Below are 18,980 nucleotides of genomic sequence, written 5' to 3' on the forward strand. Positions count from 1 at the left end.
GCGTCGTATCCGGAGTCGCGATGGCTTTCGAGGCCGCAGCCTATTTCTCCCGACGCTGGCAGTCCGGCTCACAAGCCGGACCAGCATGTGCATCCCCGGGAACTGAGTCTGTCAGCTGCCGCCAAGCCTCGATTAAGAACTCATCCGGATAATCAGATGGGCCGTTGTTGCTGCCGCGTTTGCGATCCTTCTGGCCATCCCATGACTTGCACCGCGAAGGGAAGAGGCGAGGAACCGCTGTTAGCAGCGCGTGTTGAAAGCAAAACCGGCTGATCTCATGAGTTGCTCGGTGCGCAAAACGAGGAACGTTCGATGTCCAATGCCTAGGCACCAAACGAAATACGCGTTCATCGAGGCAGACGCGAGTGCAGGCATGACTTCGTCATACCACAGCAAAGCTGCGGACCTCACGGATGAGCGAGCGGTAGGAAGGGAAGTGACTACTGTAGAAAGAAGCTGATCCGGAAAATGATGTGACGGGATTGGCGAAAGAAGAAAGAAGCCTCTTTATTTATGCAAGGTCCTTCCGTCTCTCATTTTCGGATCCTTCTGTGAGCGTACTCGACCTTATTTTCGGCAGACGGTTAGCCAATCGCGAGTTCAACGAGCGGAAGATCGGGGCCCTGGAAGGGCTGCCGGCGATGGGACTGGATGGGCTCGGCTCGTCTGCATATGGACCCGAAGCCGCGCTCTCGATCCTGATCCCTCTCGGAGCAGGCGCGTCATCCTACCTCGGCTGGGTCATGGTGCCGATCGTGGCCCTGTTGGCGGTTCTTTTCGTTTCATACTGGCAGACCATCCGCGCCTATCCCAGCAATGGGGGTGCATACATCGTCGCGAGAGACAATCTGGGTACGAACACCAGTCTCCTGGCGGCCGCCGCGCTGATGGTGGATTATGTCCTCAATGTCTCGGTCGGGATCGCAGCGGGCATAGGTGCGCTGGTATCGGCCGCGCCTGCGCTGCATCCATACATCGTGCCCCTTTGTCTGGCGATCCTTGCCATACTCACAATAGTGAACCTGCGCGGCACCCTTGATGCCGGTCGCGTGTTCGCGCTCCCAACCTACCTCTTCGTCGTAAGCTTCGGCCTTGTTCTTGGCCTGGGAGTCTATCAGGCGCTCTCGTCCGGCGGTCATCCACAAGCCGTCGTGCCGCCGCCACCAACAGGGGAGGCTACGGAGGCGGCGAGCCTCTGGCTTCTCTTGCGCGCGTTCGCCAGCGGTTGCACCGCCATGACGGGTGTCGAAGCGGTCTCCAATGGCATGACCGCCTTTCGGGAGCCCACGGTGAAATACGGGCATCGAACGCTGACTGCCATCGTCGTTATTCTCTGCGTGTTGTTGCTTGGGATCGCGTTCCTCGCCCGTAGCTACGGGATCGGTGCGATGTCCCAGGAGCAGGACGGGTATCGCAGCGTGTTGTCCCAGATTTCAGCGGCGGTGGTGGGCGAAGGCGTGCTCTACTACACGACGATCGGGTCGCTGCTCTGCGTCCTGGCCTTTTCGGCCAATACCAGTTTCGTGGATTTCCCTCGCCTGTGCCGGGTTGTCGCCGAAGATGGTTTTCTGCCGAAATCATTCGCCATCGCGGGCCGCCGCCTGGTCTTCGATGTCGGGATCCTCTATCTGGCCCTAACGTCCGGCGTTCTGCTGATTGCATTCGGAGGGATTACCGACAGGTTGATCCCGCTCTTCGCGATCGGTGCTTTCCTGACGTTCACGATCTCGCAGGCCGGAATGGTTCTGCATTGGCGCAGGACCATAGCAGCCGGACATTCAAATCGGGAAAACAAGACCCATCTTGCCGTGAACACGGCGGGCGCGCTCACGACCGGACTCGCTCTGATCGTGATCGTGGCTGCGAAATTTCTTGAAGGGGCCTGGATCACAATTTTGGTGCTTCCGATCGTCATGGTTTTGCTCAAGGGCATACGTAGCTATTACGATCAGCTTTTCGATGAGCTTCGCGCTGCAGCGCCCATCGACATCGGCGCGTTGAGCGCACCGATCGCCGTGGTCGCATTCGAGAGCTGGACCAAGCTGAGCGAAAACGCCCTGACATTTGCGATGAGCATCTCGCCGAACGTGACTGCGATCCATCTTCTGAAGCTATCTGGGCCGGATCAGGAAGAAGAGCGGCGGAGGCTGGAGGAGCGCTGGCGGACCCAACTGGAAGAGCCTTTGAGCCGAGCAGGGAAGTCGCCGCCCCGTCTCGTCATTCTGCAATCCCAGTATCGAAATCTGCAGATCCCCATGGTCGAGTTGATCAACGAGATAAAAACCCGGCATCCGCACAAGCGTATTGCAGTCTTGATTCCCGATGTGGTGAAGGATCGATGGTACCAGCACCTTCTGCATACACATCGGGCGGCCCGTCTGCGTTCACGGCTGCTCCGCCTCGGGGACGAAGACCTGACAGTGATCAACGTGCCTCTTCGCATAAAGCATGGGGCGACACATGGCCAGGCGGCGTAATGCGCCACAATGCGATCTGTGTGATGCAACGGCTTGGCGGGACGGAGCCCGTGGAGTGAAGGCTGAAAGAGGTTGCTGCGGCCACCATCCTGACGTGGGCGTCCCGCCGGTCCTCATTGCAAACGAGCATTACAGGCTTGGGTCGACAACCTTCATTTGATTTCGTGCCGTGCGGTCCGTCCGGCGCCGCGCAATGGTCGGCACCAACGAGGGCGTCTCGCCCGCGATCTGCAGCGCGAAATAGGCGATCGTAGCCTGAAGTCCATCGTTCAGCGCCACACGCGGGCGCCATCCCAGCAGTCGCACGGCGGTATCGATGCCCGGCTTGCGGCGCTTTGGATCGTCCTTCGGCAGTGCCTCGAAGCGGAGCGCAGAAGCCGAACCCGTGTACGTCAGGACCTTGCGGGCGATGGCCTCGATGGTGACCTCATGCGGGTTGCCGAGGTTGCAGGGTCCGGTCACCGATGGGGGGCTTTCCATCAGCAACTGGAGGCCCCGCACCAGATCGTCAACGAAACAGAAACTTCTCGTCTGCGTGCCGCCGCCATAGATCGTGATCGGCTCGCCGCGGAGCGCCTGTACGATGAAATTGGAGACGACGCGGCCGTCGTTCTCCAGCATGCGCGGGCCATAGGTGTTGAAGATGCGCGCAACCTTGATCTCGGTGCCATGCGTGCGGTGATAGTCGAACATCAGCGTCTCGGCAGCGCGCTTACCCTCGTCGTAGCAGGCGCGCGGCCCGATCGGGTTGACGTTGCCAAGATAAGATTCCGGCTGCGGATGCACTTCCGGATCGCCGTAGACCTCGCTCGTGGAGGCCTGCAGAACCCGCGCGCCTTTCAGTCGCGCGAGCTCGAGCAGGTTGATGGTGCCGAGCACGCACGTCTTCATCGTCCCGATGGGGTCCTTTTGATAATGGCGGGGCGAGGCAGGGCATGCGAGGCTGTAGATCCGGTCGATCTCGCCGCCGAGCTCGATCGGCTCGCGCACATCGTGCTCGATGAAGCGGAAGTTCGGATGGTTCAGCAGCGGCCTGATATTGTCGACGCTGCCTGTGAACAGATTGTCGAGGCAAATCACCCTGTTGCCGCGTTGCAGGAGAGAATCGCAGAGATGAGAGCCGATGAAGCCCGCGCCGCCGGTGATGAGCACAGTCGGCGAGCGACGGAATGTGGGGATGCGGGTCTGGAGTGTCATGGCAAGCTCTCTTAGAGTTCAGCGACCTGGATCGGACGCCCGGCGGATAGCCTCGTGGATTTGCGGCGTCGCGCCGTTGCCTCGCCGTAATAACTTTCCAGCTGAAGAGCGCGATGGTCCGCGGTGTGATCGGCGAGAACACGTCGGCGCGCGTTCTCCGCGATAGTGCGCCGGCGTTCCTCGGGCATGTCGCGCAGGATCTCGATGACGTCACGTGGGCTTGAGGCCAGCAGGATTTCCCGCGACGGCTCGAAAATGGTCTCGATGCCCGGCCATCGATCGGAGATCACCGGCGTGCCGCAGGCGGCCGCTTCGAACAGTCGGACGCTTGGCGAGAAGCCCAGCGCGCGCATGTCGGCGCGCGTCGCGTTCAGGGTGAACCGCTGCTCCGCGTAGAACGCCGGGTGCTGTTTCGGCGGGAGGTGCTCGATCCGCATGACATTGTCGGGCCAGGCGATATCAGATGGATATTGCGCGCCCGCGACCGCGAATTGCACCGACGGCAGCGTACGTGCTGGCGATAGCAGTAACTGGTCAAGAACGGGCTGCCGATCTTCGCTATAGGTCCCGAGATAGCCAAGGGCCCATTTCGCCTGCGCCCGTCGCGGCGCGTAAGTTTCGGTATCGGCACTGCAATAGAGAACGCGCGCCATCGGGCTGCCGTACCGCTGTTCGATCATCTCGGGCACCGGACCGCCGGCAAATGACAGATAGAGGTCGAAGCGCGGGATCATCGCGGCCGACAGGTAGTCGAGGCCGTGATCGAGCTTCGCCAGCGTCACGGGCGTGTCGATGTCGTAGAACGCGGTGATTCCGCGCGCTTGACTCGTGATCCATTCGGAAATGGCGATGCCGTCGGGCACGTAAGACCCGATCATGACGAGGTCGGCGTCCCGGATCAGCTTGCCGAAGCGGCGAGGCACGTCATTCGGCGACTGATAGAGCTCGACGGTCCAGGACGACGGCTTCGTGAGATCGCGATGCTCGCGATACCAGGCGACGTCGCGTTCAAGGAACGTGATGCGGTGGCCTCGTCGCGCGAGGGCCTCGATCAGGGCACGGTAGGTCGTGGCATGACCATTGCCCCATGACGATGTGACCGAGAGACCGACGACGACGATATTGAGGTTCATTCTGCTGCCTCGATGCGCGAGCTGCTTCCGACAAAGAGATCGTTGAATTGACGAGCGCGGTGCCGATAGGTGTGCTGACCCAGGATGCGCCGGCGGGCCCGGCCGGCGATCGCAGCGGCGCGATCGGGATCGAGCGCGTCGAGATGGGCTGCAACCTCGGCCCCACTCGCCGCTACCAGCACTTCGCGATCCGGCTCGAGGAAATGGTCGATGCCGTCCCACTGATCGGTGATCAGGCAGGCGCCGGCGCCGATCGCCTCGAATACCCGCGTTGGCGGCGAGAAACCGTAACGCGCCATGCTGTCGCGATTGATGTTGAGCGTAGCAAGACCGGAGCCGAAGAACGCGTTGTGCTCGCCGGTGCCGACATGCCCGACCTTGCGGACGTTGCCGGGCGTGTCTTTCGTCTCCCACCCGGAGCCGCCGAGAACGAACGTCTGGTTCGGCATCTGGCGCGCGGCGTCGAGGAAGAAATGTTCGACCCGCTGCTCGCGATCGGGCAGGCGATTTGCCAGCAGGCTGAGATCGCAGGCGAAGTCCGGTTTGGACGGGGACGGAAAATGCGTCTCGGGATCGAGCGCGTTGTAAATAGGCACGCAATCCCGCGCGCCCACGTCGCGGTAAGCCGTTACGACGCCGTCGCCACCGCCGTAGGTCAGGACCATGTCGTAGGATGGAATCGCACGCCGCAGATGGTGCGCGGGATCGTTTGCCATCGCTTCGAGCGTAGCGGGGGCGTCGACGTCCCAGTAGATCCGCATGGTTCGCGAGGGCAGGGCCGCAACCGCGATCTCCAGTTCCTGATCGAACACACCGACGCCGCTGGCCTTGATCAGCATGTCGGTCGAACGCGCTGCTGCGTCGAGCGAGCTGCGCCAGCCGTCGGCTGTTGCGGGATAGACGACGACCTTGGCCCAGTCGGGATCGGCAATGTCGCGATGGGCCTGCCGCTCGAAGGCGTCGGGCTCGAAGAAAGTGATGTCATGTCCGAGCGCCGCAATCTGCTTGAGCATGCCGCGGTAATAGGTGGCGGCGCCGTTCCAATACGACGAGACAAGGCTGGATCCGAAGAAGCAGATCTTCATGCGGAAGCTCCGATGTAATGCACGGGCCGTGACGAAGTGTCGGAGGCACGAATGGCCTCGACAATGCCCACAAGCTGTTGTGCGCGATGACGGCAAGTGTGGCGCTCCCGGATCGTCCGCAGCCCGGTGGCCGTCATGGCGCCGGATAGCTCCCGATCATCGAGAACTGCACGGAGTGCACGCGTCATCTCTGCGCCGTTGGCGACCTGGAGATAAGCGCCGTCCGGAAACAGGCCTTCCGAGTCGGACCAGGGCGCCGAGACCAGGGGAATGCCGCAGGCGAGCGCCTCGAACACACGGATGGTGGGGATGCCTGGAAGCGACCGTACATAGGGACCGCGAGGAACGTGGATGGTGGCGCGCGCTCCGGCAAAGGCGAGCGGCGCCCAGTGCGCTGGCAGCCATCCACCATAGCGGATGCCCGCGGTCCGGATGGTCCGGAGCGCATCATCAGAGTAACGCACGCCGTAGACGTTCGCGCGCAAATCCAGTTCGGCGACGGGCTGGACGAGGAACTCATTGAGCTCGGCGCTGCGTTCGCCGTCGCCCCAATTGCCAATCCAGACCAGATCGTCGGTGCGTTCGACGTGCGGCAACGGGTGATACATGGCGATGTCGGCGGCCTCGTGCCAGGTATAGGCACGATCTGCCCAGCCGAGCTTCATGTAGATCTCGCGAAGCACCTCGCCGAAGGCGAGCACGCCGTCGAACGCATCGAGGTCGAATTGCGCAAGCTCATCCGGCGCAGTGATCGCGCGATGATGGGTATCGTGGAACAGCAGCGTGAATGGAGCTCCGTGCGCGCGCGAGTATCCGATCTTCTCGATCACGTCTGGCGAATTCCATTCGTGCACGACGACGAGATCGGCACCATCCAGCGCTTCGTCGAAATCGAGTGAAGCATCGTAGCGTCGAATTGAGATGCCGGGGAAAAGCCGACCGATGTCTTGCAGCGCCTGACTGCCGCTCTCGCGGATGGCGTTCAACCGGCTCCAGCCATCGACCGGCTCGAACACGACGACCTCGTGACCGAGCGCATGCAACTCGCGGGCATAGCCGCGCAGGAAATGGGCGTTGCCGTTGTTCCAGCAGGAGGTGAATGCGTGGTAGAACAGGACGCATTTCATGCGTGCACCTCGATCTGACCGGCTTGGGGTGACGGACGATTGGAGGCGAGCAGCCCTTCGTAGAGCTTCAGATAGGCGCTGGTCGTGCGCGCCAGCGAATAGCTCAGGGACTGCTCATAGGCGGCGCGCTGCAGGCGTGTCCTCCCGAAATCATCGGCGCAGAGTTCGGCGAGTATTCGGTGCAGCGCCTGACTGTCACCAGGCTCAAAGAACCGTGCCGCCCCGCTCCACAACTCCCGGAAGGTCGCAATATTCGACAGCACGAGCGCGCAGCCGGCAGCAGCGGCCTCAAGAACCGAGAGGCCGAACGGCTCGTACAGCGCGGGACTTGTAAAGATAGCAGCATGCTGGAGACGTCTGCGCAGGGCGTTATGGGGCAATGGCCCGAGCCAACTGATGCTCGCGGACGGATCTGCGTCAGCAGGTCCCGCGATCTGGACCGGCCATTCCAGTCCGGGTGCAGCCGCCGCCAATACCTCGATGTTCTTGGCACGATCCCAGAGCCGCCCCGCCGCGAAGATCAGCTGCCGCTTTCGATTTGGAAAGGCGCTTGCCGCAATCCCGTTCCAGATCACGGCTCCGGGTGAGCGGGGGCGATAGATCTCCACGATGTCATCGTGAAAAGACTGGCTGGGGCAAATCCACGCTTGCGTGCTGTTGAGCCCCGCGGCTACCCGTTCCGTATAGCGCGTCCAACGGGGCTCGCTGAGCCAGGCCGAATCCCGGCACGCCAGTGCCCACGAGTTGACGCAGGAATGCGCCACCAGAACGGTCGGCGCGCGCCACGACAGGGTCGCCTCCCGGAAACTGTTGAGATGGACGATGTCCGGCCGGAGTTGCGCTTCGAGCGCGGTGAGGACGCCTCGGGCGTTGGCGAAGTCACGTCCTTCCGGGTCCTGCCATTCAAGAGCGAGGTCGGTTTCGATTAGACGGATTCGAGAGTCGCGCAGCATCTCGTGCTGGTCGGCACGCGCGCGCGGGCCCAGCGTCGCCAAGGTGACTTCGGCGCCTGAGGCAGCAAGGCTCGCGGCGAGGGCACAGGAATAGGTCCACACACCGCCGACAGTGTCGGTCGTCATCAGGATCCTGATGTCCGAACATTGGTTCATGGCCCCACCGGATGTTCGAGGGCATCGAGCGGAATTGGCCGGTCGTTCTGCAAATCGCTGAACTGATCGAACATCCCGAGATAGTGCCGATGCGCGCGCTCCCAGGCGAAATCGTCGGCTTCGCCCCACAGCTTTCGGTAATCCGGCGAGCCGGGATAGGGATACAGCGGGACCGGATCGTTCGCCCAGATGCCGGCATCCTGCATCTTGCGACGCCAGCGCTGCACCACGGGATCGTCGTCCTCTGGTACCTCGATCAGATTGGCCTGCACGAAGGGCACGTGGCGGCGGGCTTCGACCAGGCGCTCGGCGAGCTGGTCGGTGGTCATCCTGCAGTTCTTGGCGAGCGCCGCGCGTCCCTCGACGGTGAGGCTCTCGATTCCGGCCTCGATCGAGACGCACCCGGCGCGGCCGAGCAGCGCGAGCATATCCGGCTTCCAGAGATCGATGCGCGTCTGCACCCCGAACTTGAGGCCGCGCGTGCTCAGCGCTTCGAGCAGCTCGAGGTTTGGAAGGAAGATTTCATCGATGAAGTAGACATATTCGACGCTTTGCTCGCGCAGGCGATCGATCTCATCGAGAATGACCGAGGGCGGCCGCTTGCGATAGGCGTTGCGAAAATTCTCCTTGGCGCAGAACGTGCAGTTATAGGGGCATCCGCGCGACGCCTCGACCTCCGCGCCGGGGCCTACCGCCGCCGCCTCGAAACGGTGATGGTGGTGGCGATGTCGCCGGATCATTTCGTCCGGCCAATCGAGCGCCGGCTGATCCCTGAAGTCGACGGCCTGCGGCCCGCCATTGACCCTGACCGAAGTGCCGTCCGCAAAGCACAGGCCCGGAAAGTCTCGCTCGCCATTTGCGAGCCGCAGCAGGGACGCTTCGCATTCGCCCATCACGACGATATCGACGGCGAGCTTCTTGAGGGCCGCGCGCGGCGTGGTCGAGCCGTGCGGACCGACGGCGACCAGGATTGGTGCCAGATCCCGCACCGCGAGCGCCAGCTCCTGCGGAACGCGCAGCTCCGGCGGTGCGCAGCGCCAGAACAAATAGGTCGGGGCCGTCGTGATGACGATCAGGTCGGGACCGAACGCACGCAAATCGGCCTCGATGTCCCGGAACGACAAATCGAACATGTGCGCATCGAGCAACAACGTCGGGTGCCCAGCCGCCTTCAGATAATGTTCGGAGATTCCGAGTTCGAGCGGAAGGTGAGGGGATCGGCAGCCGAAATAGATGCTGCCGCCAAAATCCCAATTTGGATTGATCAGGGCGACACGCGTCATGCGAGAGCCTCGTGGTTGCCTTGAGCTGTTCCGAAACGGTCGTCCAGCCAGGCGTGCAGCGAGCGAAGACCCTCGGCGATCGAAACCTGAGGTGCCCATCCGAGGGTGGTCGACAGCGCACGGGTGTCGGTGACGTACCAGGGCTGATCGCCGGGGCGCCAGTCAGCAAAGCCGTAGGTGACCTCGCGGCCCGTCAGTTCGGCAATCCGGTCGATCAATTCCCGCAAGCTGATAGCGTTGGCCGGTCCGCCGCCGAGATTGAACACGCGTCCGCGCGCGAGGGCGATCCGATCGAGCACGGCGAGCCAGGCAGATGCTGCATCCGACACATGCAGCGCGTCGCGGACCTGATAGCCATCGCCGTAGATCGTCAGAGGCTTGCCGCGGATCGCGCTCAGCAGGAAATGGGCGATCCAGCCCTGATCCTCGGTGCCGAACTGGCGCGGCCCATAGATGCAACTCATGCGCATCACCACGGTCTGGAGACCGTAGACCCGCGCATAATCATGGACGTACTGATCCGCGGTCCCCTTGGAGCAGCCGTAGGGACTGTAGAAGTCGAGTGGCGCATTCTCGGAGATGCCGCCGCTCAGGAGGTCGCTGGTAGGCATATAACGACGGCCGGTGAGTGCGATCTCACTGTCCTCGATCAGGCGGCCATAGACCTTGTTGGTAGACGCAAACACCACCGGCGCGGCGCTGTTATGCAGTCGAACCGCTTCGAGCACGTTCAGGGTGCCGCGGGCGTTGATCTCGAAATCGGCGGCCGGATCGCTCACGCTGTCCGTGACGGCGACCTGAGCCGCCAAATGCAGCACGGCGCGCGCCTCGCGCACGGCATCGATGACCGGAATTGGCTCGCGAATGTCGGCTGTCGTGATGGTGACGAGATCGCCGTGTCTGGATTTCAACCATTGTGCGTTCTCCCGCACGCCGGCGCGGGCCAAATTGTCCAGCACCAGCACGCGCTCGCCGCGCCCTGCCAGCCGGTCGGCAAGATTGCATCCGATGAAGCCGCAGCCGCCGGTGATCAGGACAGGCTTGTTGTTTCGCTCACTCATTACGCAACCAATCCTCGTTGCAGCAGCTCCTGGGTCGCCCGCTCGGCCTGGTCATCGGCGATCTGGTCCGCGAGATAGTCCGCAAGCTCCTCAAGGCCGTCCTTGAAAGTCATATGGGGCTCGAAGCCGAGCAGGTCGCGCGATTTGCCGATATCCGCAAAGCAGTGCCTGATATCGCCGGTGCGATATTTTCGCGTGATCTCGGGCGTGATGTCGCGCCGTCCCATGACCTCGGCAAGGTCCTCGGCCACAGACAGGATGCTCCGGCTTTGACCCGAGCCGATGTTGAAGACGTCCTGCGCATGCTCTGCTTCCAGCGCAATGCGGCAAGCGCGGGCGACGTCATGCACATGGACGAAGTCGCGACGTTGCTCGCCGTCCTCGAACACGAGCGGCGGTCGTCCGTTGAGCAGCCGCGCGGCAAAGATCGCGAGCACGCCGGTGTACGGATTTGACAGGGCCTGGCGCGGACCAAACACGTTGAAGAAGCGCAGAGCCACGGTGGGAATGCCGTATGCCTTGCCCGTGATCAGGCACATGCGTTCCTGCGCAAATTTGTTCAGCGCGTAGACCGAGCTCAGGGAAGGCGGCTTGGTCTCCGGCGTGGGGACGGGCTTGAGCGGATGGCCGGCCGTGTCGCACAATTCCCATTCCCCTCGGCGGAGCTGTTCGATCGACCTTTCGTCGCAGGCAACGACGCTTTGATCGGGCCGCCGATAGAGTCCTTCGCCGTAGACGCTCATCGAGGAGGCGACGACCAACCGTTCGACGGGACGCCTCGATAGCGCCTGGAGCAGAACGGCGGTGCCCAGCTCATTGGTCCGCACGTAAGGCTCGATATCATACATGCTCTGGCCGACGCCGACGGCGGAAGCGAGATGCAGGACCATGTCGGCGCCACGCAGGGCATGCTCGACGGCAACGCTGTCGGTGACGTCGCCGACGACGAGTTCGGCCTCATCGGCGAGGTAGGACGGACGCTGGCGGTTGCCGCCGTGGACCTGCGGCGAGAGATTGTCGAGCAGACGGACCTCGTAGCCGGCGGCAAGCAACACATCCGTCGCATGAGAGCCGATGAAGCCCGCGCCCCCTGTGATCAATACTCGCGTCATTCACCGCTCCGTACAAACGTGAGACCGATCCGTTCGGGATCGCTCGATGATGTGAGGTGAAGCGCACCTATTGGGTGGTCGGACGACCTGCGCGCTGGTCACGTTTGGAGTCAGAAGCGATGCAAGGAATGTTCGTTCCTCGAAAATGTACAAACGAATATTTCTCTAACCTGGATCAATAACCCAGGTGAATCGGCGGCGCTGCCGCCGGCTAAAAACGCGTGCCATGCATGAGTTCGGGCAGGCCCAGATGGGTTGCCGCGGTTGCGCCGATATCGGCAAAGCCGGCGCGACGGCCAATCGGGGAAGATGATTGCGCCGACCAGGCCAGGATGGGCACCTGCTCGCGGGTGTGATCAGTGCCGCTCCAGGTCGGATCGCAGCCGTGATCGGCGGTGATGATCAGAAGGTCGTCGCTCCGCAGCCGGGACAACAGCTCGGGAAGGCGGCCGTCAAAGGCTTCGAGTGCCGCGGCGTAGCCGGCGACGTCGCGACGATGGCCATGGAGCGTGTCGAAGTCGATGAAATTGGCGAACAGAAATCCGCCGTCCGCAAGGCTCGCCAGCCCGTTGAGCGTGGCATCGAACAGCGCCATGTTGCCGTCGCCGCGCATGTTTCGCCCCGTCGCGCGATGGGCAAAGATATCGTCGATCTTGCCGATGGTCACGACATCGCGGCCGGCGCCTGCGGCGTGATCCAGGATGGTGTTCTCGGGAGGCGGCACGGAAAAGTCGCGCCGGTGGGCCGTGCGCCTGAAGTCTTTCGGGCTTGTTCCGACAAATGGACGGGCAATGATGCGGCCGATGTTGAGAGGATCGACCAGCCGCCTTGCGATCGCGCAGATCTCATACAAACGTTCGAGCCCGAAGGTCTCCTCATGCGCTGCAATCTGGAACACGCTGTCGGCTGAGGTGTAGCAGATCGGCATTCCGGTTCGCATGTGACGTTCGCCGAACTTGGCGATGATCTCTGTGCCGGAGGCGTGACAATCTCCGAGGATACCGGGCAATCCAGCTTGCTCGCAGAAGTCTTTGGTCAACTGGGCGGGAAAGCACGGCGTCGTGCGCGGGAAATAGCCCCAGTCGAACGGGACAGGTACCCCGGCGATCTCCCAATGACCTGACGGGGTGTCTTTGCCCTTCGAGATCTCGCTAGCGCAGCCGAACTGCCGGCGTTCAACCGAACCCTCGAGCCCCGGCGGTACGCGGCCGGTAGCCAGCTGGCAGGCTTGGCCGAGACCCAGCGTGACGAGATTGGGAAGCCGGAGCGGTCCCTCGCGGGCGTCGCTGTCGGCGCGGCCTTCCATGCAGGCATCAGCGATGTGACCGACAGTGTCGGCGCCATCGTCGCCATAACGTGCGGCATCCGGCGCGCCGCCGATGCCGACGGAGTCCATCACCAGGATCAGGGCACGCATGTTGGCTCCCTGGCAGACGCGGCGGAGGATACGACTCCGGTTCTCGTGCAGTAGCGCTCGACCATCGATGCACAGAAATCGGCGAATTCGTTGACGTCGAGTGGCGGGCTGGTGTGATGCGGCTCGATGCCCCGATGTTCGGGGGTGAAGCAGAACGTCACAGTGACCTGGAACTCCGCCAGCGCCTCCATCTGGCGGTCGAACCAATCGAGCGCGTTGGGACGGAAGCTGTCGGCCCAGGACAGGCCTGTCCTGAGATGGGTCGCGCCGAGACGACGCATCCAGCGGACTGCCTCTTCGAGCCGATGATCCTCGAAGTGGAACCACTGGCACAGGCCCATGGCAGGCGCATAGGCCCCAAACCGATCGGCGGCTGCCTTTGGCGTGCCGTCCTCACGCAGCAGGCCCATGTGGAAATGTCTGTAATAGGACGAGCCTTCGGCTTCCTTGTGCCGTGTCGTTGCTTCCCAGGCGGACGGAAGGTCGTAGAGGCTGTACCAATGGATGCGCGGCGCACGGCCGACCAGGAGCTCTGCGGTGCGCGACAGGCCCCAGGCCTGCACCTCTTCGGCGCCGAACGAGGAGACGCCGACCTCCGTCACCCACACGGGCAAGGTTGTGACCGCCTTGATCTCTTCGAGCTTCGTCGGCCATTCGCCGATCTGCCACAGATTCCAGTCGAGCGGAAAGCCGTGCACGGCGACCGCATCGAAGTGATCGAGCACGCTGCGGTTCTGCATGTTGCGCATGAAGGATGGATCGATCGGCGAGATGCCGCCGAGGACGATCGGCAATGCGGGCCGCGCGCTGCGGATCGCCCTGCCGGCGGCGATCGCCAGCTCTGCGAACATCGCCCAATCAGGATCGATCAGCAGGTCCCAATGCGACTTGTTGTTCGGTTCGTTCCAGATCTTGGCCGCCTCGATCATCAGCTTGTGCTCCGGGATGGATAGACGGGCCCGTCGGCTTGTGGCCGCCCGGCGCGCTTGCAGAGATAGACTTCCTCTTCCGGATGGGCGGTGATCGCGAAGCCCGCGCTGCGCAACATGGCCTCGACGCAGGCCCGGTTCGGCACCCACCAATTGGTGGGATCGTCGGCATATTTGTGCTCGATAAAGTGCAGCTTGGGATAGCCGGCGGAATCAAACTGGTCGGTGGTCCAGAAATCGTAGTTCTTCTCGATCGCGTCGATATGGCTGGCGCCGCGCTGCATCGACTGGAACAGCAGGAGATCCGTAGCGACATGCTCGTGAATGAGATCCAGCGCCAGCAGCGGATGACGCAGATGATAGAGCACGCCCATGAAGATCACGAGGTCGAACTTCTCGCGGAGTTGTCCGACGTCGTAGGCCGACATCTGGCGGAATTCGATCCTGAGGCCGTTCACCTCGGCGGCGAAACGAGCCTGTGCCAGATATTCTTCGTCGGTGTCGAGACCGAGCACGCGCTCGGCGCCCCGCCGTTTCATCTCCATGGCGTAGAAGCCGGCGTTGCAGCCGATATCGAGAACGGTCTTGCCTTCGAGGCGATCCGGAATGATCCCGGCGAAGCGGCGCCATTTCACGTTGGGATAGTCGCCGAGGAAGTGGGTGGGCGCGGTCGGCACGCCGTTGAGGTCGAGATTGTGAAACCACGGCCCAAGCGCGTCGACGCGCCGGCGAATTTCGTCACGCGTGAGCAGCGCTCCGGTCATGCAGTTGCTCCATTCTCCATTGCGGCGATCGGTCGAGCCCCATCGTTCGAGCTGCCGGTCCGCAACCTCGGCCTGCTGTCGGCGCCGATGGTTTCCGCGAGCAGGGCCATCGCGGTGCGATAACCGTCGATGGTCCCGACATCCACATAGGACTCGCCGGCCTTGACTCCGATGCCGAGACCGCCCGCTTCGATGTAGGCATTGACCAGGGTGCCAAAATACTCGTCTCGCCGCTCCCGTGCGCGCCAGAGTTCATGTAATTGGCGAAATCCGGTCGCTGACATTTTGAAAGCACCCCATATCCACCGCGAGATCGGGTTGGGCTGCTTGACCTGGATCTCCCGTACGTTATCGCCATTGAGAACGACGGCGTCGAAGAATTCCGGTCGCTCAACAGGGAAGAGCAGGAAGGAGAGGTCGGCATCGGGCAGAGCCTGCAACGCGACTTTGGGAAACCAGATCGTGTCGGGCAGACCGACGATGACGTCCTCGTCATGGCCGACCACGGTACCGGCCCGGAACACGGCGTCGCACAGGCCGGATGCGTCGGGCTGGACGACATAGGCGAGCTGGGCGCTGCCGTAGTGATCGCCGAAATATTCCAGAATGTCGGATTTGCCGGGCGAGATCACGAAGCAGATCTTGTCGGCGCCGCCGAGGATCAAGCGCTCCAGGAGATATTCGGAGACCGCACAGGGACGCTCCGTACCGTCGTCCCGCCGGCTACCGACCGGCAACAGCTCCTTGGAGAACGCCAGCGGCTGGATGCGGCTGCCGCGGCCCGCGGCCGGAACAATGCCCCACATGGTCAGGCCTCCTCGGATTGCTGCTGATGTGCGCCGCTGGAGTCCGCCTGCTCGAGCAGCGACACCAACTCGCGGGCGCGTTTGTCGGATGTGTGCTGATCCATCGTCCGCTCATAGGCGCACCTGGCGATGGATTGCAGCTCGGCGCTCGACATTGCCAGCGCGGCCAAGGTGTCCTGCGCGTCACGCGCGATCAGGATCTCCCGGCCGGGCGTCAAGAACGCCTCGATGCCCGGCCAGTCGTCGCTCAGGAGCGGTACGCCGCAGGCCGCTGCCTCGAACAGGCGACCGGAGGGGCACCAGCCCATCTCCGCCATGGCTTTGCGCGTGACGTTGAGGGTCAGACGCGACGACGCAAAGAAAGGCGCATGCTCCGACGGCGGCAGATGCCGCACGAAGTAGATGTTGGGCGACCACGGAAAGTCGTCGGGATATTGCGCTCCGCCGATCAGAAAGCGCAGGTCCTGCCGCGCGCGTGCCGGTTCGACAAACAGAGCTTCGAGTCCACGCTGGCGGTCTTGGGAGTAGGTGCCGAGATAGGACAGATCTGCGCGATAGTGCGCTTGAGGCGGCACCGGGCGGTGAATGTCGCTGTCGACGTGGCCGTACAGGGGACGGATGTCAGCTGCGCCGAGCCGGTCGCGGAATTCGTGGGTCACGCGCGGTCCGCCGGTAAAGCTGAGGACGAGCGCGAAATCCCGCAGGCCTCGCGGGCCGATGTAAGGAACGGATTCACCCGCCAGGAGCCGCGACAGCGTGATGGGCGTATCCAGATCATAGAAGACGGGAATGGCGCGCCCTTCGGACATGATCAGGTCGGTCGCCGCGATCGCATCGGGACAGTACGACGTCACGATCGCGACATCGGCATCCCGGACGTCGTCGCGGGCGAGGGATCGGGTCTCCTCCCAATTCGAAAACAGCCGCAGCTGGCCACCCGGCAGCTCATGGAAGTCGCGGGCGCCGGCGTAGTAGGGCACGTCGCGCTCGTAGAAGACGACGGTGTGGCCGAGACGCGCCAGATGCTTGCAGAGACCGCGCCAGAGCGTCGCGTGGCCGTTGCCCCAGGAGGAGGAGATGGTCAGGCCGAAAATGACGATCTTCACGCCGGCACCCGCTTGTTGATTCCGGTTATCTTGTATCCGCCTCTGTCTGCGCTGAGAGTGCTGACGCTGGACGGATCGATCTCGATCGCAAGAAAGTCGTCAAGCCGCATGCGCGCGTAATGCAGCAGCGCGGCACGGATCGGCTCGGCATGGCTGACGGCGATGGTCGTGCCCGCAGAACGATCGTTGCGCAGCTGCTCCAGATGGTTGACGATACGATTCTGGAGCGACCGCATGCTCTCGCCGCCCGTTGGACGGGCGCTCCCACGTTGCCTGTTCCAGCGCGACCATTGCGGGTCCCGGCCGAGCTCCTCGAAGGATCGGCCGGTCCATTCGCCATAATCGAGTTCGTCGAGAGCGGGAACGATCTCGACCGGCAAACCGAAATGCGCGGCCAGGATGCAGGCTGACTGCATGCATCGCCGTTGCGGGCTCGATTGGATCAAATCCGGCCGCGGACGCAAATTGGCTGCACAGCGCGCCATCTCCTCGCAGCCGATGTCGTCGAGCGTGACACCATTCATCCGCCCGCAAAGTGTGCGGCCGAGCAGGGCGTGATGGCCATGGCGGACCAGATGGATGATTGCGGCCATCAGGTGTAGGCCTTGTCGTCGATAAAGGCACGCGTTCGCCGTCCGGCCTCCTCGTCGGTGAACTGCTGCGGCGGCGACTTCATGAAATAGCTGGAGGGACCGGTGAGGGCGCCGCCCCGACCGCGATCCATCGCAAGCTTGGCGCAGCGGACCGCGTCGATCACGACGCCCGCCGAGTTCGGTGAGTCCCAGACCTCGAGCTTGACTTCGGCACTCAGGGGCACGCCGCCGAACGTCGTGCCTTCGAGCCGGATGAAGGCGAGCTTGCGGTCGGTCAGCCAGGGCACATGGTCGCTCGGCCCGACGTGAATGTTGTCGGGGTCCATCGGGACGTCGAACTGGCTGGTGACCGCTTGGGTCTTGGAGATCTTCTTGGAGGTCAATCGTTCCCGTTCCAGCATGTTCTTGAAATCGGTGTTGCCGCCGACATTGAGCTGGTAGGTACGATCGAGCCGTACGCCGCGGTCGCGAAACAAATTGACAAGCACGCGATGCAGGATGGTGGCGCCGACCTGGCTCTTGATGTCGTCTCCGATGATCGGAAGTCCCGCATCCTCGAACCGCTGCCGCCATTCTGGATTGGAGGCGATGAAGACGGGAATGCAATTGACGTAGCCGCAGCCGGCTTCGATGGCGCGCGCCGCATACCATTCGCTTGCGCGTTGCGAGCCGACCGGCAGGTAGGAGACCAGCACGTCGGTTCGCGACATCGCCAGAACTTCCGAAACGTCGGCCTCGGGGACGTCCGCGACCGGGACGTCATCTTCGAGATAGTGCCCGATGCCGTCCAGCACCGGGCCGCGCTGGACAATCACGCCGGTCTGATCGACGTCGGCGAAGCGATGCGTGTTGTTCGGCCTGGCAAAGACGGCCTCGGCGACATCGCGCCCGACCTTGCTGGCGTTGACGTCAAAGGCCGATGCGATCTGAATATCGCTGATGTGGTACCCGCCGAGATCGACATTCATCAGGCCGGGCACGGGCTCGTTCGACTTGGCGTTCCGGTAATAGGTGAGCCCTTGAACGAAGGAACTCGCGCAGTTGCCGACGCCGACGATGCCGACGCGCACGCGGCGCCTGTCCTGAAGACGGGAATGCATGGACGGAAACCTCCGGAAAGACGCCTGGCATCAGTGTAAGTAGATCGGCGAACGTATCGGAAGGTATGTTCGTTCCTGCACTGGAGGCACCAAGCTGCAATCGCGGATCGATTCCGACCAACAAAATGCAGCGGGCTTAACCTGGGATAGAATCCGCGGCTGCATGAAGGGAACGAAGATCTTCCTGGGTGAAGATGAAGAAGATGATGCTGGTTGTCCGCTTGGGCCACAACGCACCGTGAAGAACAAATCCCGATTGCCCGCGTTTCACCGCAAACGGTCCAGGCGATGATGGTGTCGTTGCGGCCCGGTCAACAAGCGAGGTGCCACATGACGTCCAAGACGCAGAACAGCGAAGCGCAAGAGACCACCGACCATGCCGCGATCCGTAAATGGGTGGAGGAGCGCGGTGGGCGGCCGGCCACGGTCAAGGCGACCGAAGAGGATGGACACGCCGGCATCCTGCGCATCGATTTCGATCCGCCCGATGAAGAGCTCGACCGCATCGGCTGGGACGAGTTCTTCGAGAAGTTCGACGAGGCCGGGATTGCCTTTCTCCATCAGGATCGGACCAAGGACGGCAAGCTGAGCCGCTTCCACAAGTTCGTCCGGCGCTAGTCGGGCTGCTGGACGTGGCGAACGGGTGGGTGGAGGCGATGCGCGCGGGCGATTTTGCGCGCG

Annotated in this window: 17 protein-coding genes; 2 read left to right on the forward strand and 15 right to left on the reverse strand. The window is 62.9% G+C overall.

The features are described from left to right. Positions 1 to 473: 473 nt before the first annotated feature. Positions 474 to 2,477 carry an APC family permease gene (locus BM374_RS17910; protein ID WP_244552619.1) on the forward strand — a complete coding sequence of 668 codons (2,004 nt, stop codon included), beginning with the start codon at positions 474 to 476 and terminating at the stop codon, positions 2,475 to 2,477. A gap of 129 nt (positions 2,478 to 2,606) precedes the next feature. On the opposite strand, the gene BM374_RS17915 is transcribed toward BM374_RS17910, so the two are convergent. The 15 genes from BM374_RS17915 to BM374_RS17985 form a co-directional block, all read right to left on the reverse strand. After that, positions 2,607 to 3,674 carry a UDP-glucuronic acid decarboxylase family protein gene (locus BM374_RS17915; RefSeq protein ID WP_092294400.1) on the reverse strand — a complete coding sequence of 356 codons (1,068 nt, stop codon included), beginning with the start codon at positions 3,672 to 3,674 and terminating at the stop codon, positions 2,607 to 2,609. 11 nt (positions 3,675 to 3,685) lie between these two features. Further along, positions 3,686 to 4,807, reverse strand: coding sequence for a CgeB family protein (locus BM374_RS17920; RefSeq protein ID WP_092294402.1), 1,122 nt, complete (start codon positions 4,805 to 4,807; stop codon positions 3,686 to 3,688). Continuing rightward, a complete protein-coding gene (locus tag BM374_RS17925; RefSeq protein ID WP_092294403.1) occupies positions 4,804 to 5,892 on the reverse strand; it encodes a CgeB family protein in 1,089 nt (362 codons plus the stop codon). Before BM374_RS17925 ends, BM374_RS17920 begins: the two co-directional genes overlap by 4 nt. Beyond that, positions 5,889 to 7,019, reverse strand: coding sequence for a CgeB family protein (locus BM374_RS17930; protein ID WP_092294404.1), 1,131 nt, complete (start codon positions 7,017 to 7,019; stop codon positions 5,889 to 5,891). The genes BM374_RS17925 and BM374_RS17930 overlap by 4 nt, the downstream gene beginning before the upstream one ends. Then, complete coding sequence (locus BM374_RS17935; RefSeq protein WP_092294405.1) at positions 7,016 to 8,128, reverse strand: glycosyltransferase family 4 protein; 1,113 nt, start codon at positions 8,126 to 8,128, stop codon at positions 7,016 to 7,018. Before BM374_RS17935 ends, BM374_RS17930 begins: the two co-directional genes overlap by 4 nt. Continuing rightward, positions 8,125 to 9,411, reverse strand: a complete 1,287-nt coding sequence (locus BM374_RS17940; RefSeq protein WP_092294406.1) for a TIGR04295 family B12-binding domain-containing radical SAM protein — start codon at positions 9,409 to 9,411, stop codon at positions 8,125 to 8,127. Before BM374_RS17940 ends, BM374_RS17935 begins: the two co-directional genes overlap by 4 nt. Beyond that, a complete protein-coding gene (locus BM374_RS17945) occupies positions 9,408 to 10,472 on the reverse strand; it encodes an NAD-dependent epimerase/dehydratase family protein (RefSeq protein ID WP_092294408.1) in 1,065 nt (354 codons plus the stop codon). Before BM374_RS17945 ends, BM374_RS17940 begins: the two co-directional genes overlap by 4 nt. Further along, a complete protein-coding gene (locus tag BM374_RS17950; RefSeq protein WP_092294410.1) occupies positions 10,472 to 11,584 on the reverse strand; it encodes an NAD-dependent epimerase/dehydratase family protein in 1,113 nt (370 codons plus the stop codon). Before BM374_RS17950 ends, BM374_RS17945 begins: the two co-directional genes overlap by 1 nt. A 211-nt stretch (positions 11,585 to 11,795) precedes the next feature. Then, complete coding sequence (locus BM374_RS17955) at positions 11,796 to 13,001, reverse strand: phosphopentomutase (protein WP_092294412.1); 1,206 nt, start codon at positions 12,999 to 13,001, stop codon at positions 11,796 to 11,798. Further along, a complete protein-coding gene (locus BM374_RS17960) occupies positions 12,989 to 13,930 on the reverse strand; it encodes a glycoside hydrolase 5 family protein (RefSeq protein ID WP_092294414.1) in 942 nt (313 codons plus the stop codon). Before BM374_RS17960 ends, BM374_RS17955 begins: the two co-directional genes overlap by 13 nt. Beyond that, positions 13,930 to 14,694: a TIGR04290 family methyltransferase gene (locus BM374_RS17965; RefSeq protein ID WP_092294416.1), complete on the reverse strand. Its 765-nt coding sequence runs from the start codon at positions 14,692 to 14,694 to the stop codon at positions 13,930 to 13,932. Before BM374_RS17965 ends, BM374_RS17960 begins: the two co-directional genes overlap by 1 nt. Next, entirely contained in the window at positions 14,691 to 15,500 is an 810-nt protein-coding gene (locus BM374_RS17970; RefSeq protein WP_092294418.1) for a sugar phosphate nucleotidyltransferase, read from the reverse strand. Before BM374_RS17970 ends, BM374_RS17965 begins: the two co-directional genes overlap by 4 nt. 2 nt (positions 15,501 to 15,502) lie before the next feature. Beyond that, positions 15,503 to 16,606 carry a CgeB family protein gene (locus BM374_RS17975; protein ID WP_092294420.1) on the reverse strand — a complete coding sequence of 368 codons (1,104 nt, stop codon included), beginning with the start codon at positions 16,604 to 16,606 and terminating at the stop codon, positions 15,503 to 15,505. Next, positions 16,603 to 17,199 (reverse strand): histidine phosphatase family protein, encoded by a 597-nt coding sequence (locus BM374_RS17980; RefSeq protein ID WP_092294422.1) that lies wholly within the window; start codon positions 17,197 to 17,199, stop codon positions 16,603 to 16,605. The genes BM374_RS17975 and BM374_RS17980 overlap by 4 nt, the downstream gene beginning before the upstream one ends. Continuing rightward, entirely contained in the window at positions 17,199 to 18,299 is a 1,101-nt protein-coding gene (locus tag BM374_RS17985; RefSeq protein ID WP_092294424.1) for an inositol-3-phosphate synthase, read from the reverse strand. Before BM374_RS17985 ends, BM374_RS17980 begins: the two co-directional genes overlap by 1 nt. Positions 18,300 to 18,629: 330 nt before the next feature. On the opposite strand from BM374_RS17985, the gene BM374_RS17990 reads away from it, so the two are divergent. After that, positions 18,630 to 18,917, forward strand: a complete 288-nt coding sequence (locus BM374_RS17990) for a hypothetical protein (RefSeq protein ID WP_092294426.1) — start codon at positions 18,630 to 18,632, stop codon at positions 18,915 to 18,917. Positions 18,918 to 18,980: the final 63 nt, after the last annotated feature.

It is taken from the genome of Bradyrhizobium sp. Ghvi, assembly GCF_900115265.1.
Classification (GTDB): Bacteria; Pseudomonadota; Alphaproteobacteria; order Rhizobiales; family Xanthobacteraceae; genus Bradyrhizobium.